Origin of the sequence: Salinisphaera dokdonensis CL-ES53, assembly GCF_040361215.1 — a bacterium.
GTDB classification, from domain to species: domain Bacteria; phylum Pseudomonadota; class Gammaproteobacteria; order Nevskiales; family Salinisphaeraceae; genus Salinisphaera; species Salinisphaera dokdonensis.
Window position 1 is genome coordinate 1,224,377 of record NZ_APND01000001.1, and the last position, 24,631, is coordinate 1,249,007.

19 protein-coding genes are annotated in these 24,631 nt (G+C 65.3%); 10 read left to right on the forward strand and 9 right to left on the reverse strand.

What is annotated here, in order from left to right:
- Positions 1-51 precede the first annotated feature (51 nt).
- The 5 genes from fdhF to mobA form a co-directional block, all read right to left on the reverse strand.
- Positions 52-3,048 (reverse strand): formate dehydrogenase subunit alpha, encoded by a 2,997-nt coding sequence (gene fdhF / locus SADO_RS05795; RefSeq protein ID WP_353109965.1) that lies wholly within the window; start codon positions 3,046-3,048, stop codon positions 52-54.
- Between the two features lie 156 nt (positions 3,049-3,204).
- Positions 3,205-3,339 (reverse strand): MFS transporter small subunit, encoded by a 135-nt coding sequence (locus tag SADO_RS05800; RefSeq protein ID WP_353109967.1) that lies wholly within the window; start codon positions 3,337-3,339, stop codon positions 3,205-3,207.
- A gap of 59 nt (positions 3,340-3,398) precedes the next feature.
- The gene (locus tag SADO_RS05805) at positions 3,399-4,760 is read right to left on the reverse strand and encodes an L-lactate MFS transporter (RefSeq protein WP_353109968.1); all 1,362 of its coding nucleotides are present in this window, start codon (positions 4,758-4,760) and stop codon (positions 3,399-3,401) included.
- A gap of 169 nt (positions 4,761-4,929) precedes the next feature.
- Positions 4,930-6,213, reverse strand: a complete 1,284-nt coding sequence (gene moeA / locus SADO_RS05810) for a molybdopterin molybdotransferase MoeA (RefSeq protein ID WP_353109969.1) — start codon at positions 6,211-6,213, stop codon at positions 4,930-4,932.
- A gap of 56 nt (positions 6,214-6,269) precedes the next feature.
- Positions 6,270-6,857 (reverse strand): molybdenum cofactor guanylyltransferase MobA, encoded by a 588-nt coding sequence (gene mobA / locus SADO_RS05815; RefSeq protein WP_353109971.1) that lies wholly within the window; start codon positions 6,855-6,857, stop codon positions 6,270-6,272.
- A 119-nt stretch (positions 6,858-6,976) separates the two neighbouring features.
- Here mobA and SADO_RS05820 point away from each other — a divergent pair, with 119 nt between their 5' ends.
- Entirely contained in the window at positions 6,977-7,732 is a 756-nt protein-coding gene (locus SADO_RS05820; RefSeq protein WP_353109973.1) for a DUF4197 domain-containing protein, read from the forward strand.
- Between the two features lie 25 nt (positions 7,733-7,757).
- On the opposite strand, the gene SADO_RS05825 is transcribed toward SADO_RS05820, so the two are convergent.
- The gene (locus SADO_RS05825; protein ID WP_353110090.1) at positions 7,758-8,327 is read right to left on the reverse strand and encodes an HNH endonuclease; all 570 of its coding nucleotides are present in this window, start codon (positions 8,325-8,327) and stop codon (positions 7,758-7,760) included.
- On the opposite strand from SADO_RS05825, the gene SADO_RS05830 reads away from it, so the two are divergent.
- From SADO_RS05830 to SADO_RS05845, 4 genes are read left to right on the forward strand one after another with little or no spacing between them, the layout of a single operon-like run.
- Positions 8,311-8,544, forward strand: coding sequence for a hypothetical protein (locus SADO_RS05830; RefSeq protein WP_353109974.1), 234 nt, complete (start codon positions 8,311-8,313; stop codon positions 8,542-8,544). The two genes, SADO_RS05825 and SADO_RS05830, sit on opposite strands and share 17 nt — an antisense overlap.
- Positions 8,541-9,734: an efflux RND transporter periplasmic adaptor subunit gene (locus tag SADO_RS05835; RefSeq protein WP_353109975.1), complete on the forward strand. Its 1,194-nt coding sequence runs from the start codon at positions 8,541-8,543 to the stop codon at positions 9,732-9,734. Before SADO_RS05830 ends, SADO_RS05835 begins: the two co-directional genes overlap by 4 nt.
- Entirely contained in the window at positions 9,731-12,823 is a 3,093-nt protein-coding gene (locus SADO_RS05840; protein WP_353109977.1) for an efflux RND transporter permease subunit, read from the forward strand. Before SADO_RS05835 ends, SADO_RS05840 begins: the two co-directional genes overlap by 4 nt.
- Complete coding sequence (locus tag SADO_RS05845) at positions 12,820-14,451, forward strand: TolC family protein (RefSeq protein ID WP_353109979.1); 1,632 nt, start codon at positions 12,820-12,822, stop codon at positions 14,449-14,451. Before SADO_RS05840 ends, SADO_RS05845 begins: the two co-directional genes overlap by 4 nt.
- A 272-nt stretch (positions 14,452-14,723) precedes the next feature.
- Here SADO_RS05845 and SADO_RS05850 read toward each other — a convergent pair whose 3' ends face one another.
- Entirely contained in the window at positions 14,724-15,905 is a 1,182-nt protein-coding gene (locus tag SADO_RS05850; protein ID WP_353109981.1) for an acetyl-CoA C-acetyltransferase, read from the reverse strand.
- A 236-nt stretch (positions 15,906-16,141) separates the two neighbouring features.
- On the reverse strand, positions 16,142-18,097 hold the full coding sequence (gene acs, locus SADO_RS05855) for an acetate--CoA ligase (protein WP_353109983.1): 1,956 nt from the start codon (positions 18,095-18,097) through the stop codon (positions 16,142-16,144).
- Positions 18,098-18,342: 245 nt separating this feature from the next.
- Here acs and SADO_RS05860 point away from each other — a divergent pair, with 245 nt between their 5' ends.
- The 4 genes from SADO_RS05860 to SADO_RS05875 are packed head-to-tail and all read left to right on the forward strand — an operon-like array spanning position 18,343 to position 20,796.
- On the forward strand, positions 18,343-19,065 hold the full coding sequence (locus SADO_RS05860) for a MotA/TolQ/ExbB proton channel family protein (protein ID WP_353109984.1): 723 nt from the start codon (positions 18,343-18,345) through the stop codon (positions 19,063-19,065).
- Positions 19,066-19,100: 35 nt separating this feature from the next.
- The gene (locus SADO_RS05865) at positions 19,101-19,511 is read left to right on the forward strand and encodes an ExbD/TolR family protein (protein WP_353109985.1); all 411 of its coding nucleotides are present in this window, start codon (positions 19,101-19,103) and stop codon (positions 19,509-19,511) included.
- Positions 19,508-19,909: an ExbD/TolR family protein gene (locus SADO_RS05870; protein ID WP_353109987.1), complete on the forward strand. Its 402-nt coding sequence runs from the start codon at positions 19,508-19,510 to the stop codon at positions 19,907-19,909. The genes SADO_RS05865 and SADO_RS05870 overlap by 4 nt, the downstream gene beginning before the upstream one ends.
- Positions 19,906-20,796 carry an energy transducer TonB gene (locus tag SADO_RS05875; protein ID WP_353109988.1) on the forward strand — a complete coding sequence of 297 codons (891 nt, stop codon included), beginning with the start codon at positions 19,906-19,908 and terminating at the stop codon, positions 20,794-20,796. Before SADO_RS05870 ends, SADO_RS05875 begins: the two co-directional genes overlap by 4 nt.
- A 355-nt stretch (positions 20,797-21,151) precedes the next feature.
- Here SADO_RS05875 and SADO_RS05880 read toward each other — a convergent pair whose 3' ends face one another.
- Positions 21,152-21,649, reverse strand: a complete 498-nt coding sequence (locus SADO_RS05880) for a CC0125/CC1285 family lipoprotein (RefSeq protein ID WP_353109990.1) — start codon at positions 21,647-21,649, stop codon at positions 21,152-21,154.
- Between the two features lie 201 nt (positions 21,650-21,850).
- Here SADO_RS05880 and SADO_RS05885 point away from each other — a divergent pair, with 201 nt between their 5' ends.
- Positions 21,851-24,565, forward strand: a complete 2,715-nt coding sequence (locus tag SADO_RS05885) for a penicillin acylase family protein (RefSeq protein WP_353109992.1) — start codon at positions 21,851-21,853, stop codon at positions 24,563-24,565.
- The last annotated feature ends 66 nt before the right edge of the window (positions 24,566-24,631 follow it).

Genomic DNA, 24,631 nt, shown 5'->3' on the forward strand with positions numbered 1-24,631 from the left:
GGCGAAGTCCTGAAAGTCTTTAGGCGAAAGAGAAAGCGCTGAACGCGACGGCTACAGACCGCTGCCGGCCGGGCGCCGCTTGGGCGGACGCTTGTAGTCCTCACGCTGCCATTTCTGGTTGACCTGTACGCCGGTCACCGGATTGGGCGTGGCGTTGCGCTGGTTGTTCGCCTTGAGCGGCGGATGGCCCTCGACGCTGAGCACTTCCATCTTCACCGCCAGTTCCTTGTAGGCCGGCGTGTCGGTGTCCTTGTCGGACTCGAAGCTGGTGAGCACGTTGATCGCCTCGATGTTCTTCTTGCCGTGCATGGGCATGTACATCTGTCTTCCTTGCACGCGATCGGTCACCTCCACGCTGACCTTGATCGCGCCGCGCCGCGAGACCAGGCGCACGATGCTGCCGGCCTTCACGCCACGCTCTGCGGCCAGTTCCGGCGACACCTCGACAAAACTGCGCTCGATCTTGAACACGATGCCGGCGGTCTCGTCGGTGAGATTGCCTTCGTGGAAATGCTCGAGCAGGCGGCCGTTGTTCAGGTGCAGATCGAACTCCTCATCGGGCTGGTCGGTCGGCTCGTTCCAGTGCACCGGATGGAAACGTGCGCGGCCGCTGTCGAAGTGAAACTGCCCGTCTGAATATAGGTTCGCCTGGCTCGTGCCGTCTGCCGCGACCGGCCACTGCTGCGACTTGAAGCCCTCGAGCGCATCGTAGTTGGCACCGGCGAACATGTCGGCTAGCGATGCCATCTCGTCAAAGATCTCCGATGGGTGGCCGTAGGCCCAGTCCGCACCCATGGCGCGGGCCAGCTCGGTATGGATACGCCAGTCCGGACGCGAGTCGCCGAGCGGCGGAAACACTTCGTAGAGCCGCTGAATACGCCGCTCGGTGTTGGTGAAGGTGCCCTCCTTCTCGACCGAGGGGCTAGCCGGCAATACGACATCCGCATACTCGCAGGTGCGCGAGAAGAACATGTCCTGCACAACCATGAAATCGAGCTTCTCGAACGCGGACTGCACATGCAGTGCGTCGGAATCGACGATGCCCATGTCCTCGCCGACCACATACAACGACTTCAGATCACCATCGTGGATGGTGGAGACCATCTCGTGGTTGTTGAGGCCCTTACCAGTGGGCAGTTCGACGCCCCAGGCGTCTTCGTAGCGCACGCGCACCGTGTCGTCGCTGATGAAATCGTAACCGGGGAAACGATCGGGCATGCAGCCCATGTCGCTCGCGCCCTGCACGTTGTTGTGCCCGCGCATGGGATAGCCGCCGGTACCGAACTTGCCGAAGTTGCCGGTCACCAGCAGCAGGTTGCACAGCGCGGTCGCGGTGTCCGCGCCCATGGTGTGCTGCGTCACGCCCATCGCCCAGACGCCGCAGATGGTCTTGGCCTCGAGCACCATGTCGACCACCCGGTCGAGCTGGTCGCGCGACAACCCGCAGCGCTGCTCGGCGAACTCCATGGTGAAGCCTTCGAGGCTGGCCACGTAGTCGTCGTAGTTCTCGGCATTGTCCTTGATGAACTGGTCGTCCGCGCGGCCCATCTCGATGATGGTCCTGGCAACGGCGTTGAGCCAGATCATGTCGGTGCCCGGCTCGGGCTTGATGAACATGTCTGCCCGCTGCGCCATCTCGTTCTTGCGCAGATCGGCCACCAGATGCTTCTGGCCGCGCAGCTTGGCGGCCCGTTTCATGCGGGTCGCGATCACCGGGTGGCTCTCGGCGGTGTTGGACCCGACGATAATCAGCAGTTCGGAGGCTTCGAGATCGGCGATCGAGCCGGTATCCGCGCCATAGCCGACAGTGCGCCAGAGGCTTTCCGTGGCCGGCGCCTGACAGTAGCGCGAGCAGTTGTCGATGTTGTTCGTACCCATGACCGCGCGGGCGAACTTCTGCATGAGATAGCCTTCCTCGTTGCTGCACTTCGAGGAGGCTATGAAGGCCAGCGCGTCGGGGCCGTGCTCGGCCTTGATCTCGCCGAAGCGACGAGCGATCAGGGCATAGGCCTCGTCCCATTCGGCTTCGCGAAAAGCGCCGTTCTCACGGATCAGGGGCTTGGTCAGGCGGTGTTCGCTGTTGATATGGCCCCAGCCGAACTTGCCCTTGATACAGGTGGAGATGCCGTTGGCCGGCGCTTCGGGCTGCGGCTGGACCTTGAGCAGCTCGCGGTCGCGCGTCCACATCTCGAACGAGCAGCCCACGCCACAGTAGGTGCACACCGTCTTGGTGCGCTTGAGTTCGGTCTCGCGCATGGCGGCATCGACTTCCGAGACCGCGAAGATCGGCCCGAAGCCGGTGGTGTGCTCGGCAGCCTTGACCAGATCGATGGCCGAGCGGCCGAGCTGCTGGAAACGCCCGCGCGCCTGCGGTGACAGGCCGGTCATGGGCCCGGCGTTGCCGATCATGGTCGTTTCCATCAGCGCGTTGCAGGGGCAGACGGTCACGCAGTGGCCACAGGACACGCACGACGAATCCTCGATGGGTACGTCGTCGTCCCAGATCACGCGCGGGCGTTCGCGTGACCAGTCGATCGACAGCGTCTCGTTGACCTGCAGGTTCTGGCAGGCCTCGACGCAGCGCCCGCAGAGGATGCACTGATCCGGGTCGTAGATATAGAAGGGGTTGGAGTAGTCCTTCTCGTACGGCTTGCCGCGGTATTCGTAGTGCTGGCCCGGCACTTCCATATCGCGCACGGCGTTGTGCACGTCGCAGTTGCCGTTGTTGTTGTCGCAGACCGAGCAGTACAGATCGTGGTTCGAGGCGATGCGGTCGATGCCCTCGTGCCGCGCGGCGTGCGCGGTGTCGCTTTCGATCGTGACTTCCAGCCCAGGTTTGACCGCCACACCACAGCCGCGCACGAGATTGCCATCGATCTCGACGAAGCAGGTATCGCAGGTCTGCAGCGGCCCGAGGCTTGGGTGATAGCAGACATGCGGCAGATAGATGCCAGTGCCCTCCAGCGCGTCAGGCAGCAGCTGGCCGGGGCGTGCCCGCACGGCCTGGCCGTCGACGATAATCTCGATCTGCTCGGCAACATCATCCATGCATGGTCTCCTGTTCGGTCCCTGGCGCTCCGACCTACGCAATGGTCATACCGTCCGGTTGCGCTCTGACGACGACAGACTGCGTCCACAAAAAAAGCCCGCCGTGGCGCGCACGACGGGCCGTCGACGGGGCTTGCCCCCGTGTGAGCTGCTGATTCAGCCCGTAAACAGGCGCAGCGCCTTCGTCAGGGTCTCGATAAAGCCCCACAGCGCAGGGATCGTGACCATGGCCCAGAGGGCGGCAATCTGCCATGTCGGCGTCGTCGCGACTGCGGTCGAGTCGGTATTCATAATTGTCTCCTGCATGATGCAGCTTGATCAATCCGTAGATTCATGGAGCCGATGGCCACCTACTCCGGGTTGCTGGTGTCACCCTGGTAGTGGTGCTTGTCGGCCACCGGGCGCACCAGCAGGTTGCAGACCAGGCCGGCTGCCAGCAGCGCGACCATGATGTAGAGCGTCGTGGTATAGGCTTCTGCCGGCGCCACGCCGGCATCGATCCGGCCCTCGCGCAGCTGGTTGAGCAACACCGGGCCGACAACGCCGGCTGCGGCCCAGGCCGTCAGCAGGCGGCCGTGGATCGCGCCCACATGCATGGTGCCGAAGATATCGCGCAGATAGGCCGGCACAGTGGCGAAACCGCCGCCGTACATCGACACGATCACGCAGCAGGCCAGCACGAACAGCACGATATTGCCGCCCGCCGCGACGCTCGGCACCGCGGCGTAGAGCAGCATGCCGAGCACGAAGAAGATGACATAGGTCATCTTGCGGCCGATGTAGTCGGAGGTGGACGCCCAGAAGAAGCGTCCGGCCATGTTGAAGATCGACAGCACGCCCACGAAACCGGCCGCCGCGGCCGCGCTGGTGCCGACCATTTCTTGTGCCATGGGCGATGCCTGCTCGAGCAGCGCGATGCCGGCGGTGACGTTCATGAACAGCACCAGCCAGATGAAGTAGAACTGCGGCGTCTTCATGGCCTGGTTCACGTGGACATGATGATTGGTGATCATCTTGTCCTGCTTGCCATCACGCTCGGGATCGAACCCTTCCGGCGTCCAGCCCTTGGCAGGAATACGCACGATGAGCGCACCGACCATCATGAACAGGAAGTAGATGATCCCCATGGCCACGAAGGTCGAGCCCACGCCGACCGACTCCGGTCCGGAGAAGAACGCCATCAGCGAGGTCGCCAGCGGCGAGCCGATCATCGCACCGCCGCCGAAACCCATGATCGCCATGCCGGTCGCCAGACCGGGACGGTCCGGGAACCACTTGATCAGGGTGGAGACCGGCGAGATATAGCCGATGCCCAGGCCGATGCCGCCCAGCACGCCGTAGCCGAGATAGATCAGCCAGATCTGGTGGGTCCAGACGCCGAAGGCCGAAACGATGAAGCCGCCGCCAAAGCAGCTCGCAGCGAGGGCCATGGCCTTGCGCGGGCCGACCCGCTCCAGCCACTGGCCGCCAAACGCGGCGGCCAACCCGAGTGCGGCGATCGCCAACGAGAAGATCCAGGCCAGCGTCGATTGCGACCAGTCAGCGCCGGCCGACTCAGTCACGCCGACGACTCGGGTCAGGGGAATCTTGAATACGGAAAAAGCGTAGACCTGCCCGATGCACAGATGGATACAGAGTGCGGCGGGCGGCACCATCCAGCGGTTGAAACCGGGCTTGGCCACGGTATTGGACTTTTCAAAAAAACCGGCCATTCATCCCCCTGACTTCCCACGCCGCGGCGCGACGCATACGAGTTAGGCGAATTACCCTAGCAGCTGCATGGCGCACGCAAGCATCTATGCGACCAAAGTTGGGGCGTTCGGTTCGCGCGTCGCCAAGGGCGCCGCAATTCGGTCCGACCGCCCTTTTACGGGCGACGATTCACTCGTCCGGCTGACCCCAGATCGTCTGCGCAAACGGTTCTACCGGCACGATTTCGCCAGCCGGCACATCGCTCTGTTCGGCCGGCAGCACGATGAAACAATCGGACCGGCTCATCGAGCGCATGACGCCGGAGCCCTGGTGATCGACCGGCTCGACCGCAGCGCGACCCGCGTGGGTGACCAGCCGCGCGCGAAGGAAATTCTCGCGACCGGGGTTCTTGCGCAGGTCCGCCGTTGTCGGCAGCGCAAATCGGATCGGATCGGCCGGCACGCCACCGGCCATGCGCACCAGCGCGGGTCGGACCAACTGGATGAACGTCACGGCCGTGGATACCGGATTACCCGGCAGACCGAAGAAACGCGCATTACCCACAGTTCCGAATGCCAGCGGTTTGCCGGGCTTGATCGCCACCCGCCAGAAATCGACCGTGCCCTGCTCGCCGAGCACGTCGAGCACGAAATCCGCGGCGCCCACGGACACACCGCCGCTGGTTACCACCGCATCATAGGCCGCAGCCTCGGCAAAGGCGTCTCGCAAAGCCTCGCGCGAATCGCCCACCACGCCGAGATCCACGCCTTCCATACCCAGATCCGAAAGCAGCGCAGCCAGGCCATAGCGGTTGCTGTCGTAGATTTCGCCGGGCGCCAACGACCGGCCAGCCGGCCCGTCGATAGGCCGCAGTTCGTCGCCAGTGGAGAAGAACGCCACCTTCGGACGGCGAACGACCGACACCTCGCTTACGCCGACCGAGGCGAGCACCGAGATGTCCGCGGGCCGCAGATAATGGCCGGCGGCGAGCACCGTCGCGCCGGCCTTCAGATCCTCGCCGGCTAGACGGATGTTGCTGCCGGGCGCCGGGCGTTTTTCGATCACGACCTGTTCGTCTTCGGCGCGGGTGTTCTCCTGCATCACCACCGTATCGACGCCTTCGGGCACGACCGCGCCGGTCATGATGCGTACGCACTCACCCGCGCCGAGACGGCCGACGAAGGGGTGGCCGGCGAGGCTCTCGCCAACGACATGCAGCGTCGCGCCGTCCTGTTCGGCGTCCGCAGCACGGTAGCCGTAACCGTCCATCGAGGAATTGTCCGCGCCCGGCACGTCCACCCCGGCGGTCACCTGTTCGGCCAGCACCCGATGCAGCGCCGCCGGCAGCGGTACCTGCTCGATATCCGTGATCGGCGTGATCGCGTCCACGATACGGGCGCGCGCCTCGGCCAGCGGCATGGGCTTGTCCTGTGGGGTCGGGCGAAAAGCGGACTGTTCGGACGGCTGCGTCATGGCATGGCTCGTGATCGGGAAATTGGCGTTCTGTACGGCGCGACAGCGCGCGTCAGTCAACGCCGCGGCGCCAAATGTCGTGCGTCTGCGGGGGCGTTGATATTGGCAAAGGCGTCGCATTCCGGCCAATCGACGACCCGAATGCGCAGCGCGTCCTGCCAATCGGTGACACGCGACACGCCCTCGGCCACCGCCCGGGTCAGACCGCCCGCGAGCTCGCGCCTCACCAGCGCATGCAGCGGCTGGCGTCGACCGCCACAACGTGCCACGCAGAGGTCGATATCCGTATCCAGCGCCGCGGCCAGGTGGACGGCCAGGTTCGCCGGTAGCTGTGGCGTGTCCACGGGAACAATGAGCACATACGGGGTCGACGCCGCCTGCAACAACCGGGCGATACCGGCCAGCGGGCCGCGATAGGTCGCGTCTTCATCGCTCACCACCGGCCAGCCGAGCGTGCGATAACGGTCCAGCGAACGATTGGCGCTGATGATCACGGCAGCGGTCTGCGGCTGTACGCGAGTGATGGTGTGTTCGACCAGCGGCCTCTTGTCGAGAACGTACCAGCCCTTGTCGACACCGCCGAGCCGGCGCCCGGCGCCACCGGCGAGAATGCCGGCCGTGATCTGTTCGCGCGTCGCTTTCATGCACGGCATTGTCCGCCCGCGCCCGGCCAGCGGCAACGCTTGCCGCATCCTGTTCGATTGCACTCGAGCGCAGCGCGGTATGATCGCCCTTTGCAGACAGAACAACGGACTAGGCGACTATGCGACGTGCACTCATCGGCCTTATTGCCAGCGGCGCGCTGGCAGCTTCCACGACCGTCGGCGCCCAGAGCCTGGGCGATCGATTCAAGCAGTTCATGGGCAGCGTGGACGGTGGCAACGCCAACAGCAGCGCACAGCAGTTGCCGGAGAGCGAGGTCGTATCCGGCCTGCGCGCAGCCCTCGCCGATGGCGCCTCCGCCGCGGTCACCCAGCTCGGCCAGAACGACGGCTTCTGGGGCGACGCCGCACGGCGCATCCCTCTTCCGGGCTGGATGGGCAAGACCTCGGGCGTGCTGCGCGGCGCTGGTTTCGGCGACCAGATGGATAGTTTCCAGTTGTCGATGAACCGCGCCGCCGAGCAGGCCACCGCCGAAGCCGGCCCGATCGTGCGCGAAACCATCAACAGCATGAGCGTGCGTGATGCCTACGACATCCTGCAGGGCTCGGACACCGCCGCAACCGAATATCTGCGCGACAAGGCCGGCGACGATCTGGCCGCCAAGTTCGAGCCGATCATCGCGAATACCACGGCCCAGTCCCAGGCGGTCTCGCGCTACGAATCGCTCACCTCCAAGGCCAAGCCGATGCTGCAGTTCGTGCCGGGCATGAATCTGGACGTCAACGACTACGTGACCCAGCAGGCGCTAGACGGACTTTTCGCCGTAATCGGCCAGCAGGAGCAGAAGATTCGCGCCAATCCGGCCGCGACCGGCAGCGCCATCGTGAAGAAGGTGTTCTCGACCGTCAGCCGCTAGGTAGCAGAGGCCGCGCGCGTCGATGTCAGGCGTCGAAGCGGGCCTTGCGTTTGGGCGCAAGCCGTTCGAGGAACGCCTGTTGATCGGCGAGGATGCGCCGGTTGGCCAGGATCAGCCATTCCGCGAGATTGGGTTCGTAGGGCAAGGCGAGCAGGCTCATGCCGGCCTGCTCCGGGGTGCGATCGTCCTTGAAGCGATTGCAGCCTTCGCAGGTGGACACGACGTTGGTCCAGGCATGCTCGCCGCCCTTGGAACGCGGCATGATGTGCTCGATCTGCATCTGCGAGAAGCTCAAGCGGGTACCGCAATACAGACACAGGCCGCCGTCACGGTGGAACAGTTCCCGCCGGGTCAGCGCCGGCACCAGGTTACGGGCAAAGCGATGCGAGCGATCGCGCACCGCGATGATGGAATCGATCTCCAGAAAGCTGCGGATACCGGTATCGCGGGAACGGCCGCCGCGCAGGCGAATTTTTTCGCTGCCGGCTTCCCATGCAATCTTGTCCGTGAAATAAAGACTGACCGCCTCGCGCCAGTCCACCCATTCCACGGGCAGACCGCCCGCATCGAGCTTTAGTATGCGTGGAATCGTCATCACGAACCGTTCACTCCTGTTTCGCGCTTCGCCCGGTTTCGCCGCAGAAGTCAGCATTCCACGGGCTGATGACCGCACGTTGAAACACGCTGCACTTGTTGTACCGGATAAATATCGCGCCGCGCAACGCCGTCTGGCGGGCCGTGTTCTCTTCGATACTGCGCCGACCGAGGAACGGATGCTGTTCACGGGTTATTGCGCGGGGCTGGCCGCATGACGCGCCGTAGTGCGCTGGTCGCGATTGGCGCCTGTATCGCGGTCGCGCTGCTCCTTGTCGTGGTCTACGGCATGCCGACTGAAACGGGTCCCGGTGCGGCCACACAGACAGGCCGCGTCGCGGTCGAAACACAGACGGCTCGTCTCGCGGATATCGAAGACATCCGCGAATATTCGGGCAGCCTCGAGCCGAGTGCCCAGTTCACCGTCGCCCCCAAGATCGCCGGCCGCATCGAAGCCGTGGCCGTGGATATCGGCGACGAGGTTGCGAGTGGCGACACGCTGATCACCCTCGACGATCAGGAATACCGCCAGGCGCTGGCCGAGGCCGAGGCGCGGCTGCAGGTGGCCCGCGCCCAGTACGAACAAGCCCGCAGCGACGCCCGCACGGCCAACCGCAGTCGAGAGCGCGTGCGCTCACTCAACGCCAAGGGCATCGCTGCCACCGCCGAACTGGATGCGGCCGAAGCGGAAGCGGCCAACGCCAATGCCGCACAGTCGGTGGCCCGCGCATCGATCGCCGAGGCGAAGGCCCAGGTCGAGACCGCGCGTATCCGGCTCGGCTATACCGAAATCCGCGCAAACTGGCCGGAGGCCGACAACCGCCGCCGGGTGGGCGAACGCATAGTCGAGCCCGGCGACACGGTGGCCGCCAATACGCCGCTGCTGCGCATCGTATCCGTGCGTCCTCTGACCGCCGTGATCCAGGTCCCGGAAGCGCTCTACCCGCTGCTGTCCGTGGGCCAGAGCGCGCGTCTGCGGGTGGCGGGCGCGGAAAGCGCCGCGTTCGAGGCCGAGATTACGCGTATCGCCCCCATCTTCGACCCGGAAACCCGTCGTGCGCGCGTCGAACTCACCGCGCCGAACGACGAAGGCCGGCTGGCGCCCGGCATGTTCGTGCAGGTCGGGCTGGTCGCCGAACGGCTGGATGACGCGCTGGTCGTGCCGCGGTCTGCGCTGGTGAGCCGCGACGGGCGCGACGGCGTATTCGTGGTGAACACCGAACAGACGACAGCGCGCTTCGTGCCCGCCGAGATTGCCTTCACCCGGGGCGAGCAGGCCGCGCTGCGCTCGCCGGCCGCGCTCGACGGGCCGGTGGTCACGCTCGGCCAGGCCCAGCTCGAGGACGGCATCGGCGTGGCGCTGGATGACAGCGCCGACACAACGGCCGACGCGCCCGGCGACGCATGAGAACCCTGCCGGCGTTTTCGGTCGCGCGGCCGGTCGCGACCTCGATGATCATGGCCATCGCCCTGCTGCTCGGCGGCGTGGCATTGAGCCGGCTGCCGGTGGACCTGCTGCCGAATATCGAAACGCCCACGCTCACCGTCTCGGTCGACTACGAGAACGCCAGCCCTGAAACCATGGAGGAGCTGATCACCCGGCGCGTGGAGCAGGCGGTGGGCGCCACGCCGGGACTGGAGGACATGGAATCCACGTCGGTCGAGGGCACCGCCGACGTGACCCTGCGTTTTGGCTGGGGCACGGATATCGATGCCGCGGCCAACGATGTGCGCGACCGCCTGTTCTCCGAACTCGACGAACTGCCGGACGAGGCCGGCCGCCCGCGCATCCGCAAGTTCGACACGTCCGATCTGCCCGTCATGGGGCTCGGCTTGGCCAGCGGTATCGACCCGATCGAGCTGCGCCGGCTGATCGACAACCAGCTGTCCTATCGTCTGCAGCAGATTCCGGGCGTCGCCGCAGTCGAGGTCTGGGGCGAGCCCGAGCGCGAGATCCAGGTCAATCTGGATATCGACCGCGTGCGCGCGCTGGGCCTGTCGCTGACCGATATCCGCGACACGCTGGACTCTGCCAACCGCAACCTCCCCGCCGGGTCGATCGAGATCGGCAACCAGGAGCTGGCGCTGCGCACGCCCGGGCGTTTCAAGGATCTCGACGATCTGCGCCGCGCGGTGGTGATCGTGCGCGAGGGCACGCCGATCACGCTCGGCGATATCGCCCGCGTGCGCGACACCCAGCAGCGCGAAACCCGCCTGATTCGGATCAACGGCGAGCGCGGCGTGCGCATGGGCGTGCGCAAGCAGTCGGGCGCGAACACGGTCGAGGTCGCCGAACGCATCACCCGCGAGGTCGAGCGCCTCAACCGCGAATTCCCGCAGGTACGGATCACGCCGTTCTTCAATACCGCGGATTACATCAACCGCTCGATCGCCAACGTCTCTCGCGCGCTTGTCTACGGCAGCGTGCTGGCCTTCGTGGTGCTGCTGGTATTTCTCGGGCACCTGCGCGCCGCGCTCGCCGTGTCGGTGGCGATCCCGGTGTCGCTGATCGCGACCTTCGCGCTCATGTACGGCTTCGGCTACACCATCAATCTGATGACGCTCGGTGGCCTCGCCCTCGGCGTGGGCATGATGGTGGACTCGGCCATCGTGGTGCTGGAAAACATCCAGCGACGACGTGCCGAATTGGGCGAGTCCGCGCACGTCGCCGCGGTCGCGGGCAGTAACGAGATCGTCGGCCCGATCGTGGCCAGCACGCTGACGACGCTGGCGATCTTCATTCCCATGCTGTTCGCCCGCGAGCTGGCCGGCCAGCTGTTTCGAGAGCTGGCGATCGTGGTGGCCCTGGCGCTGACCTGCTCGCTGATCGTCGCGCTCACCGTGATGCCCATGCTCACGGCCCGTTTCGTGGGCGCCCGGCGCGCGCCGCAGCGGGCCGCCATGCAACGGGTCGCGAGCACCGGCAGCCAGATTTATGCACGCATGGACACCGCCTACCGACGCCTGCTCGAAGGCGCACTGTCCGCGCCCCGGCGCGTGGTCGGCGCGGCCGTGGTCGCCACCCTGGCGGCGCTGATCGGCTTTACCCAACTGGGCAGCGAATTCATGCCCGCCACCGACGAAGGCGAAGTCCGCGTGAGCCTGCAGATGCCCGCCGGCACGCGCCTGGGCTTGCTCGACGCGCAGACACAGAAAGCCGAGGCGATCGTACGTCGCGTGGTGCCCGAAGCCGTCTCGGTGGTGACCAGCGTGGGGTCGGGCGGCTACCGCGCCGACGGCGGCGCCGAGGCCGATATTCGTATCGAGCTGCCCTCTGCATCGGCGCGCAGCCGGACCAGCCAGCAGGTGGCGGCCGATCTGCGTGCCGCCATCGGCAAACTGCCGGATACCGATGTGCGTGTCGGCGTGCGCCAACCGTTCTTCTTTCGCATGCTCGATATCGGTCGCGACGGCGGCAGCCTGGAAATCGAGGTCCGTGGCTACGATTTCGACGTACTGCAGGACCTGGTCGCCCGCGTGCAGGAACGCATTCTGTCGATTCCCGGCATCACCGACCTGCGCGCCTCGCGCGAGGGCGCCGCGCCGCAGCGCGAGATCGTCATCGACCGCAGCGCGGCCGCCGATCTCGGCGTCACGGTCGCGGCGATCGGCCAGACCGTCGAAACCGCGATTGCCGGCACCAACGCCGGTTATTTTCTCGACGACGGCGACGAGGTCCGGGTGCGGGTTCAACTCGCCAATCCGATGCAGGTCAGCACCGCCCAGATTCTGGACCTGCCGGTGCCGGGCGTGAACGGCAACCGGGTCAAACTCGACGACGTGGCGCGGGTGGTGGCCTCCGAGGGCCCGGTCGAGATCGATCGCCGCAACCAGCAGCGCATCGTCAGCGTGGATGCCAATATCGCCGGCCGGGATCTGGGTTCGGTGGTCGCCGACGTGCAGGTCGCGCTCGACGAGATCGCCATTCCAGCCAACTACGATCTGCAGCTGGTCGGCGAATACGAAGCCCAGGTCGCCGCCTTTCGTGAGATCGGCGTGAACGTCGCGCTCGCCCTGCTGCTGGTCTATATGGTGATGGCCTGTCTGTACGAATCGCTCGTCGACCCGCTGATCGTGATGGTCACCGTACCGCTGGCGCTGATCGGCGTGGTCGCCACGCTGATGCTCACCGGCACCACGCTCAATTCACAATCCATGCTGGGCTGTCTGATGCTGATCGGTATCGTGGTCAACAACGCCATTCTCATCGTCGATCAGGCCAACCTGCTGCAGCGCGAAGGCCTGGACGCCACCACCGCCGTGCGCGAGGCCGGGCGCCGACGCCTGCGCCCGATCCTCATGACCGCGGCGACGACCATCTTCGCCCTCGTACCGCTGGCGATCGGCGCCGGCGAAGGCTCCGAGTCGCAGGCGCCGCTGGCGCGCGCGGTGGTCGGCGGTATGACCACGGCCACGCTGATCACACTGGTGGTGATTCCGGTGGTGTATACCGGCGTGCATCGGGCCTGGCCTGCACGCCGGGCGAGCGCCGCATGATGCGCGTTCACCGACAGGGGCTGGCCGCGGCGCTGCTCGCCATCGTGGCAACACCCGCGCTCGCGGTGCTCAACCCGCAAGCGCTGGTCTGGCCGGAGAAGCCACTGCCCGGCGAACCGGCTGCGCAAGCCGCGCCAACGCCGGTGCAAGGTGCGTCCGGCACCAACCCCGATCTCGCCGATCTCGGCACGCGCAATCAGCTCGACCTGAGCGTCGAGGAAGCGGTCGCGCTCGCGCTCGAACACAATCCGTCGCTGGCCGCCCAACGCCTGCAGCCGTTGATCACCGGCACGTTCGCCGCGGTCGAACGGGCCGTGTTCGATCCGAGCGTGTTCGCCAGTGTGGAAACCTCTCGCGAGGTCGCCCAGCGCGTCTCCGAGGATATCCAGCAGAACTTCGATGTACGCAGCGACGATGAACTGGCCCGCGTGGGCGTACGCCAGACGCTGCCGACCGGGACCGACCTGGAACTCAGCCTCGAGCAGGATCTGTCCCAGTCCAACCGCTCGCCGCAGCAGGCCGGCACCCGCGTCGGGCTGACGCTCACGCAGGCTTTGCTGCGCGGCTTCGGCATCGACAGCAACCTCGTCGCCCTGCGCCAGGCGCGTACCGACACGCTGGCGTCGGCCTACGAGCTGCGCGGCTTCGTGACCTCACTGGTCGCCGACGTGGAGACCACCTATTGGGATTATCTCGGCGCGCGTCGGCGGATCGAGATTCTGCAGAACGCGCTGGAAGTGGCCGAGCAGCAATCACGGGAAGCCCGGCTGCGCATCGAGGCCGGCACCGTGGCGCGCGTGGAACAGGCCGCATTCGCAGCCGAAGCCGCGCGGCGTCAGCAGGACCTGATCGACGGCCGAGCCGAGGCCGAGCGTCTACGTATCCGCCTGCTACAACTGATCAGCATTCCCGGCGAAATCCGCTACCAGCGCGCGCTCACGCCGACCACCGAGGTGGTGACCGAGGCCGCGCTGCTCGATGCGCCCGCCGACTATGTCGCGCTCGCCGAACGGCGCCGACCCGAACTCAACCAGGCGCGCCTCGACGTGGCCCGAAACGAGCTGGAAGTGGTCGCCACCCGCAACGGCCTGCTGCCGCGTCTCGACCTGTTCGTCACCCTCGGCCAGACCGGATTCGCGCGTAACTACGGCGGCGCCTACGACGAACTCGACAGCGGCGACACCTACGACCTGTCCGGCGCGCTGGAATTCGAGTATCCGCTGGGCAACCGCGCGGGCAAGGCGCTCGCGCGCGGCGCGAAGGCCAGCGTGCGCCAGGCCGAGGCCAGCCTCGACAACCTGGAACGGGTCATCGACGCCGAAGTGCGCTATGCGGTGATCGAGGCCGAGCGGGCGGCCGCCCAGATCGAAGCCACGGCTGCGACCGTGCGCCTGCAGCAGGAAACATTGGAAGCCGAACAGGCGCGATTCGATGTCGGCCGCTCGACCGGGCTACTGGTCGCCCAGGCGCAACGCGATCTGTTGAGCGCGCGGCTGGACCGGATCAATGCATTCATTGCCTATCGCCAGGCATTGATCGATCTACATGTGGCGAATGGCAGCCTGCTCACACGGCGGCTCATCGAAGCGCCCGGCGAACTGCCGCCGGCGCTGCCCTGGCAGAACTAGGGCTTCAATCCCGTCGGGACAAAGAAAACCGGCCGGCGCGTAGCGCCGGCCGGAAACCGCGATTGCACAGCGATTAAGCAAAAACTTGGGCGCGGGCGCATTGGAGGAGAACAACACGGCGCAAGGATCGCTGTACGTGTTCGTTAATGCAAAAGCAGGGCCAACATCGTCAGGCGGCATGACCAGAACGTTCGGTCACGCCGCCTGACCGCCGACAACTATTTGAATAACAACTGACTGCGGCCGCTCGCATTATTCGTTCGAGACTCGAATCAACGCTCGAGAGCCAGCGCCACACCCTGGCCGCCACCGATGCAAAGGGTCGCCAGACCCTTGTTCACGTCGCGACGCATCATTTCGTGAATCAGCGTGACCAGAACGCGACAGCCCGATGCACCAATTGGGTGCCCCAGGGCGATCGCACCGCCGTTGACGTTGACCTTGGCGATATCCCATTCCAGCTGACGACCAACCGCCACGGACTGGGCCGCGAACGCCTCATTGGCCTCGATCAGGTCGAGATCAGCCACTTCCCAGCCAACCCGCTTGAGACAGCGCTGGGTGGCCGATACCGGCGCGATGCCCATCAGCGCCGGATCGACGCCGGCATTGGCATAGCCGGCAATGCTCGCCAGCGGCGTGAGTCCCAGCGCTTCGCACTTCTCGCGCGTGGTCACCACCACCGCCGCGGCGCCGTCGTTGAGGCCGGAGGCGTTGCCTGCCGTGACCGTGCCGTTACGCGTAAAAGCGGGCTTGAGGCCACTCAGGCCTTCGGCGGTTACGCCGGGCCGCGGGCCCTCGTCGCGGGTGAACTGGATGGCGTCGCCTTTCCGCTGCGGCACTTCGATCGGCAGGATTTCGCTCTCGAAACGACCGTGTTTGAGGGCTTCTTCGGCCAGCTGCTGGGAACGGGCTGCGAATTCGTCCTGCTCCTCACGCGAGACGCGGTATTTATCGGCCACGTTCTCGGCGGTCTGGCCCATGTGGTAGCCATTGAAGGCATCCCAGAGGCCGTCGCGGATCATGGTGTCGACCAGTTCCCAGTCGCCCATGCGCTTGCCGTTGCGCGAGTTCGGCAGCACGTGCGGCGATGCGCTCATGTTCTCCTGCCCGCCGGCCACGATCAGTTCGGCGTCGCCCATGGCCACGGACTGAGCTGCCAGCATCACGGCCTTCAGACCACTACCGCAGACCTTGTTGATGGTCATGGCCGGCGTTGCGTCCCCGAGCCCGGCCCGGATCGAGGCCTGGCGGGCCGGGTTCTGGCCCGCGCCGGCGGCGAGCACCTGGCCCATAATCACTTCGTCGACCGCATCGACCGGAATCTCATGGCGCGCGAGCAGCGCTCGGATGGCGTGGGCGCCGAGTTCGGTCGCGGGAATACCCGCCAGGGTGCCGCCGAAACGGCCAATGGCGGTACGCCCGGCGGCGGCGATGACGATGTTGTCCTTCACTTGCGAGTACTCCTGAAACGAAGAGCCAATAGCCGCGAGACGGCACGAAGGACGCCATGTTACGAAAAATCAGGGCCCGCAGGACAACGGCAGGCGACTGTGGCGTCGGCTTTCTTATAAGACGCGCATAAAAAAGGCCGGCACCGGCGCGCGCAATGCGCAACGCCGGGCCAGCCACCCCCTGTGATCGTAGGCGACGGCGCCGGGTAGCGCCGCCGCTGCGGATCGCCTCGACGCTAGCTGCCCTTGGCCTGCAGCTGGTCGATGATCTGCGGGTTCTCGAGAGTGGACACGTCCGAGGTGATTTCCTCGTCGCGGGCCACGGTACGCAGCAGGCGCCGCATGATCTTGCCGGAACGGGTCTTGGGCAGACCGTCGGCAAAACGGATCTCTTCCGGCTTGGCGATCGCGCCGAGCTGCTCGGAGACCCAGTCACGCAGTTCCTTGGCAAGGTCGTCGCTCGGGTCGTCGTTCTTGAGGATCACGAAGGCGACAATGCACTCGCCCTTGATCTCGTGAGGACGACTGACCACGGCGGCTTCTGCTACAGCCTTGTGGGCGACCAGAGCCGATTCGACCTCCATCGTGCCCATGCGATGACCGGAGATGTTCACCACGTCGTCGATACGACCGAGAATTCGGAAGTTGCCCTGCTCGTCGCGCTGGGCGGAGTCGCCCGCGACATAGGTATGGGCATCGAACATGCCGAAGTAGGTGTCCTTGTAACGCTCGGGGTCGCCCCAGATCGTACGCAGCATGTACGGCCACGGCTTGGTCATGACCAGAATGCCGCCGGCGTTCGCATCGGTGACCGGCGCGCCGGACTCGTCGAGGATATCCGCTGCGATGCCGGGCAGCGCATGCGCCACCGAGCCTGGCTTGGTCGGCGTGGCCGAGGCGATCGGCGTGATCATGTGCCCGCCGGTTTCGGTCTGCCACCAGGTATCCACGATCGGGCAGCGTTCCTGACCGATGACTTCGCGGTACCACATCCACGCTTCGGGGTTGATCGGCTCGCCGACCGTGCCGAGTACGCGCAGGCTGTCCAGCGCATGACGCTGCGGGTACTCGTCGCCGTGCTTCATCAGCGCGCGAATCGCGGTTGGCGCAGTGTAGAAGATGGTGACCTGATGGGTATCGACCATCTTCCAGAACCGATCCGGCTCGGGATAGGTCGGCACGCCTTCGAACATCACCTGGGTGCCGCCACAGGCGGTCGGGCCGTAGGTGATATAGGTATGGCCGGTGACCCAGCCGACGTCGGCGGTGCACCAGAAGACGTCGTCGTCGCCGTAGTCGAAGACCCAGCGGCAGGTGCAGATCGCGCCCAGCAGATAGCCGCCGGAGGAATGCTGGATGCCTTTCGGCTTACCGGTCGAGCCGGAGGTATAGAGAATGAACAGCGGATGCTCCGCGCTCACCCATTCCGGCTCGCACTGGTCGGACTCGCCGTCGACGGCGTCGTGCCACCAGACATCGCGGCCGTCGGCCATGGTCACGTCGGCGCCGGAGCGCTTATAGACCATGACCGTCTCGATCGTCTTGCAGCCCTCTGACAGCGCCTTGTCGGCGGTTTCCTTGAGCGGGATCAGCTTGCCGCCACGATAGTTGCCGTCGGCGGTGATCAACATCTTGGCCTCGGCATCGTCGATGCGATCACGCAGCGACACGGCCGAGAAGCCGCCGAACACCACCGAATGAATCGCGCCGATACGCGCACAGGCGAGCATGGCGACCGCGGCCTGCGGGATATTGGGCAGATAGATGACCGCGCGATCGCCCTTGCCCAGGCCCTTGGCCTTGAGTGCGTTAGCGAAGCGGCAGACGCGGGCGTGCAGTTCGCGATAGCTGATGTGCTCGACCTCGCCATCGTCCCCTTCGAAGATGATGGCGGTCTTGTCGCCCTTCGTATCGAGATGCCGGTCGAGGCAGTTATAGGAGACATTCAGTTCGCCATCGGCGAACCATTTGAAAAACGGGGCGTCAGAGTCGTCCAGAACCTGCGTGAACGGCTTGTGCCAGTCGATCTTCTCGCGCGCCTGGTCCGCCCAGAAGCCTTCGTGGTCTTCGGCGGCCGCCTTGCGCAGCGCATCGACATCGGCCGGCTTGAGCGTCGCACCGTCGACGAAAGCCTGCGGCGGGTCGAACTGTCGATCCTCTCGCAGGACGGATTCGATCTTGTTGTCAGCCATAAAATCTCCAATGCATCTAACGCGAATGCAAATCAGCATACGCACATAGAAAGCGACCCTGCATCAGACGAAAGGCGCATGTGGCATGTTCGTTACACCCATGACAGCGGCTGACACGCCATGGATGAGCAGCGGCACATCGCGCAGAGTTAATAATAATCGTTCGCATTTAGAATGGTTTTGATTCATACTGCCTGGCGTTGTAACGCGCTGCGTTTCACGCCAAATCAGTCGGGAAAGCTGCAATGACACCAGAGAGTTCCGCGATCTTCGATCTTGCCGGTCTGTTCGACCTGTTGAGCCTGGGCGGCCCCGTCGTCGCCGTGCTGGTCGCGATGTCGGTGGTCGGTCTGGCCATCGTGCTGCTCAAGTGCTGGCAGTACGCCAGTGCGCGGGTCGGCAAGCGCAGCTTCATCACGCCGGCACTGGACCAGTGGCGCTCCGGCGACCGAAACGGCGCCATTGCCGAGCTCGACGATGAACGCAACCCGATTGCGGATGCTCTCGCGGTCGCCATGCGCGGTGTTTCGTCCGGCGCCAGCGTGACCATCGTGCGCGAAGAAGCCGCCCGTGTCGGCGCCCGCCACCTCAGCCAGATGCGCAGCTATTTCCGTCCGCTCGAGGTCATCGGCTCGCTCGCGCCGCTGCTGGGCCTGCTCGGCACCGTCATGGGCATGATCACCGCATTCCAGCAACTGGCGAACGCCGGTAGCCAGGTCGACCCGTCGCTGCTGTCGAACGGCATCTGGGAAGCTTTGCTGACCACCGCCGTGGGCCTGGTGGTAGCCATTCCTGCCGTGGTCGCGCTCAACTGGTGCGAACGCGTGGTCGAGCGACTGCACGAGGACATGCAGGACGCGCTCACCCGTTTCTTCACCCGCCATGAGGCGGCCGCGCTTGCCGATCCTGCCTCGGCAGAGCAGGGACAGCGCGCCGGCACGCCCAAGACCTCGGCCGCGCACGCCTAGGGTTCGATCGGACCGGACTCCGATCGGCGCCTGCCATGCATATCGAGACTTTCGAACGACGCAAGCACACGATCAGCCTCACGCCGCTGATCGATGTCGTGTTCATTCTGCTGGTGTTTTTCATGCTGGCAACGAGCTTCACCGACTGGCGCCCGATCACGCTGGCCACCGGGACCACCGACGCGCCGGAGAGTGAAACGCCGCCAGCTGTCGTCCGTGTGGATGTCGAAGGTGGCCTGAACTACGACGGCCGCCGTTACGACAACACGCGTGAACTGGCACGGCGGCTGAACACCTTGCGGCGCAATGACGAGATCTCTGCCGTGATCGTGCAGCCCGACGCCGAAGCCACGCTGGACGTCACCGTCGGCGCGCTCGATGCGTTGTCGGGCGCGGGCGTGGCGCCGATGTCGCTGGCCACCGGCTCGAATGGTTCCCAGCCATGATCGTGCCACCACCGAAACGGCCTCGCTCGACCGAGGAGAACGTGCTGCCGCTGATCAACATCGTCTTCCTGTTGTTGATCTTTTTCATGCTCGCCGGCGTGCTGGCCCAGAACCCGCCTTTCGAACTGAACTCGCCCGCGACCGCTGAAGCCGAAGACTCGGCTCAGCTCGAGCGCCAGGTTCTCGCCGTCGCGGCCGACGGCCGGCTCGCCTTTGCCGGCGAACCGATCGAACGTGATGGCTTGTCCGAAGCGCTGGCCGACTGGCCGGACGACAAGCCCCTGCAGATTCGTGCCGACGGCGGCATCAAGGCCGAGTCCATGACGGGCCTGTTCGCTGCACTCCGAAGCGCAGGCATCAGCGAGGTCGACCTGCTGACGCGACACGAAGAGCCATGAAACGAATCGGTCTGCGCCACTGGCTGGTCGTACTCGCGATCGCTCTCGTCGCCCATGCGGCACTCCTGATCCGTTTCCAGGTCGAGGACACGCTGTCGGCGACCAATACGGGTGCCAGCGGCGTGCGCATCGCTCTCGCACCCGAACAGGGCGAACCCAAGCCGGAACAGGTCGCCGCCGACGCGCCCGAGGAAGAAGACGCGCCGGAAGAAGAATCTGCTCCGCCACCGGAGCCAGAACCAGAACCAGAGCCGCAGCCCGAACCGGAACCTGCTCCGACACCGGAGCCCGAACCCGAGCCGGAACCGACGCCGGTGCCGGAACCGGAACCGGAACCCGAGCCGGAACCGGAACCCGAGCCGGAGCCAAAGCCCGAACCGAAGCCTGAGCCGAAACCGGCGCCCAAGCCCGAGCCGAAACCGGAACCGCAGCCCCAACCCAGGCGCGAGCCGCAGCCAGAGCCAGCGCAGCCGACGAGCACGGCCCAGCGCTCGGAGAACGCCAAGCCGGCCGGCGGCCAGAATCGTGAAAACGCGCCGGCGCAGGCCGCGCAGAAAGCCGAACGCACCCAGCAGGGCACGACGGGCAGCGTCTCGGAAACGCCGCCGGACTATCAAAGCGAGCTCGGCGCCTGGCTGCAGCGCTACAAGAACTACCCGCGCCGGGCTCGACGTCTGCGTCAGGAGGGCACCGTACTGCTGTATTTCGTCATGGATCGCAACGGCCGCGTGCTGGACTGGGAGATCCGCGAAAGCTCCGGCCATGAACTGCTCGACGAGGCCGTGCGCGACATGATCCGCAAGGCCAATCCAATGCCGGCCCTGCCGGATAGCGTCTCCATGCAGCGGCTGGCCTTGACCGTACCGGTGCGTTTCCAGCTGCGCTGATCGCGCCTTCGGTTGCGACCGGGCCTACCGGGTTATCCGGAGACACGCCCATGAAGGTCAAACGCATCGTGGCCGACATCCCTCCGCCTTCGCCGGAAACGGCAGACCTCTCCTATCGCGACATCCTCGGCTCGTAACGCTCATCGACCAAGGCTGACTGCGCACCTGCGGCAACGAGCCCCGGTCGCGGGCACAGGCTAGCGTCGCGAGCCAGGGCAGACCGGGACGCGGATACTTTAGTCGCGATGAATCATCTCAATCCCGAAACGAAGCGTGCGCAGGATCCGTTCGGCACGCCGGCTGGCGTCGTCCAGCACGACGCCTGACCTCTCACCCGGCTTCAGCCGGCCAGCGCCTAGCCGCCGTCGGCGGCGACGGCGGTCGAGAGATTGCGCTTGAGTTCGGTGGCATTGTAGACGTCCTGCCCTTGCTCGGGCACCTCGTCGCCGATCTGGATCTCCAGCACCGTTTCATAGCGGGTGCGGCTCGCGCCACCGGTCGAATAACCGATGCTCGTCCCCCAGAAGGGATAACCCCAACCATAGCCGATGCTCGTGCTCGGGCCGCCGCCGGAGTAGCTGGTCACCGGCGAGGTTTCACGCGAGTTGATCCGGAACCGGGTCGCGCCGCGGTTCACCGCTACATCGGCCGCACGGAACAGCGCGAAGTTCTCCACCGTCTCGCGTGCCATGCCGGAGTCGCCGGAAAAACTCACCCGGTAACGATCTGATGTCAGCAACGTATCACGATAGCCGTAGTCGTCGGGCTCCACGGCCGGACGGTAAGCCGGACCGCTGGCACAGGCGCTCAACAGCGCGCCACAGATTGCGAGAACGAAGATTTTTCTGTTCATGGAAATACTATAACCCCGCGACGCCGGCATGGATGCAAGCGCACGTGAATCTCGTCGCGCCAGCGGGTATCTCTCTAGCGCTAACGGCATGTTTGAGACCGGAAAGCTCGATATCGAGGTGCCGATGCATGGCGCGTGCAAATCCCGTTCGGCTTGGCTAATATCGAGCCGTCCAACTCAGGACGTATCACGGGGGAGAAAATGAAAACAATTCACTGGAAACGGCCAGTGCTGGTGGCCGGCATTTCGCTGTGTCTATCGGCCGGGTTGATGGGCTGCTCTTCGGACGGCGACAGCGACTCCGGCAACGGCGGTGGCAACAACGGCCTGCCGGCGCTGAGCGACAGCCAGATCAATGCACCGGACGGCCAGCTGAGTGCGCGCATTCAGACCACGACCGGCGGCGTGCCGCATATCACCGCCGACAACCTCGAATCCGCCGCCTTCGGCTCCGGCTATGTGCAGGCACGAGACAACGTCTGCCTGATTGCCGACTCGATCATCCGCGCGCGCGGCGAGCGGGCTTTGTTCTACGGCCCGGGCCCGGACGTCGCCGCCGCCCTACCGGTCGGTATCAACGTCGTCACAGATTTCAGTTACAAGGCGCTCGGCCTGCTGGAAAAAGCCAACGAAGAATTCACCGAACTCTCAGCGCCTTCACAGGCCATGCTCCGCGGCTTTGCCGAGGGCTATAACAAGTACGTCGACGAAACCGCGCCGTCCGATCTGCCCGCCAAGTGCAATCAGGCACCCTGGGTACGGTCGATCAGCGCCGAAGACCTGTACGCCTACTATCAACTGGTCGCGCTCTATGCGAGTGGCGACAACTTCGTTCAAGGACCGCTGTTTGCAGCCGTGCCGCCCAACACGAGCCCGGCCCCCATGCCTGCGATGCCTGCAGCGAGTGCCGATGCCGCCAGCGCCGAGGCGCGCCTGATGGCAAGCAACGTCGCAGGACTTACGCCGGAAGCACTGGGTCTTAAGACCGACTACAACGACCGCGGCATGGGCAGCAACGGCTGGGGCATCGGCTCCGAGATGACCGAGAACGGCAAGGGCGCCCTGCTGGCCAACCCGCATTTCCCGTACACCGGCAACCGTCGCCTCTACCAGATGCAGATCACGGTCCCCGGTGTATACGACGTCAACGGCGCCGGCCTGATCGGCATCGTGATTCCGCTGATCGGTTTCAACGACAACGTGGCCTGGACGCACACCGTGTCCACCGCCCAGCACTTCACGCTCTACGACCTGACGCTGAAGTCCGGCGATCCGCTGACCTATATCAAGGACGGCGAAGAAAAACCGATCACGCAGAAGACGATCTCCGTTGAGGTCAATGTCGGCGGCGGCAATACGGCGACCTTTGAACGCGACTTCTACTACTCCGAACACGGCCCGATGCTCGCCGGCAACGTCATCAATTCGAACCTGCCGAGCTGGGGCGGCAACTTCGTCGGTCGACCGACCGCATTCACCTATCGTGATGCCAACACCGACACCGCCCGCATAGTCGTCGACCAATGGCTCAACATGGGCCGAGCCCGCAACGTCGACCAGTTCCAGCAGCCGTTCGAAAGCTGCGGGAGTGTGCTCTGGGTCAACACCATGTACGCCGACGATTCCGGCCAGGCGTTCTATATCGACGGCACGTCGGTACCGAGCCTGTCCGGCGGCGCCCTGCAGGCCTTCCAGGCACGGGCCAACACCAACCCGGTGGTCGGTGGTCTGTTCAACGCCGGCGTCACGCTGCTTGATGGCAGTCGTGGCCTCAACGACTGGGTCGAGGGCGACTGTGAAGGGCGTATCGCCTATGACGGCATGCCCAAGCTGGAACGCCGTGATTATGTCCAGAACTCCAACGACAGCTACTGGGCAACCAATCCGGACGAGTTCCTGACCGGCTTCTCGCCGCTCTACGGCTCGACCGAAAGCATTCTGTCGCCACGTACCCGCATGGGTCTGGCGATGCTGGAAAACCCGACCGACACCGGCCTGTCGACCGTGGCCCCGGCCGGCAGCGACGGCAAGTTCACCGGCGAAGAGATCATCAAGGCGCTCTATTCCAACCGCGCCTACTATGCGGAGACGCTGCTCGACGAACTGCTTGCCCGATGTGACACCGCCGACACCACGCCGATTGCCACCGACGACAGCAGCAGCCGCTCGGTAGCCGAAGGCTGTACGGCGCTAGCCAACTGGGACGGCGTATACGACGTGGACAGCCGTGGCGCCCATGTCTTCCGCGTGTTCATCGGCGACTACGATCCGGCCTTCCCGAGCGAGTTCTCGATGGCCTTCGACCCGGCGAATCCGGAAACCACGCCGGGTACGCCGAACGAAGCGCCTGCCGATATCTCCCAAGATCCGATGCTGGCCTCGCTCGCACGTGGCCTGGACAAGCTGGATCAGGTGAATATCGCCTACGACGCGCGTCTGGGTGATGTCCAGCGCCAGCAGCAGTCCACGGGCACGCCGCCCAGCGGTATGCCGGGCAAGTCCGGTAGCCCCATCGAATGGCACGGCAACCAGAACCTGGAGGGCGGCTTCAATATCGTGCGTCCGGATACGGGCCGCGTCGAGGATGGCACCCGCTATCCCCGCTCTGCCCCGGCCGGCACGCTGGCCAATACCGGCAGTCTGTCGAGTACGGCCAACGAAGGCTGGCTGATCGCCTACGGCACCAGCTGGCACTTCGGGCTGAGCTTCACCGACGAAGGCCCGCAAGGCTACGGGCTGATCAGCTACGGCCAGTCGGACGACCCGAGCTCCGCGTTTTTCCAGGATCAGGATCTACGCTACTCGGCCAAGGACTATCGCAAGCTGCTCTACACGCAGGCCGATATCACCGCCGACGCAGAGCTGCAGACCGAGACCATCGAGACCTCGGTCGAAACCGAAGCCGGCGCCGAATAGAAACGGCGTGATGACAGCCCGGGGCGCTTCGGCGCGCCGGGCTTTTTTGTGCCCGCGATAAGCGCC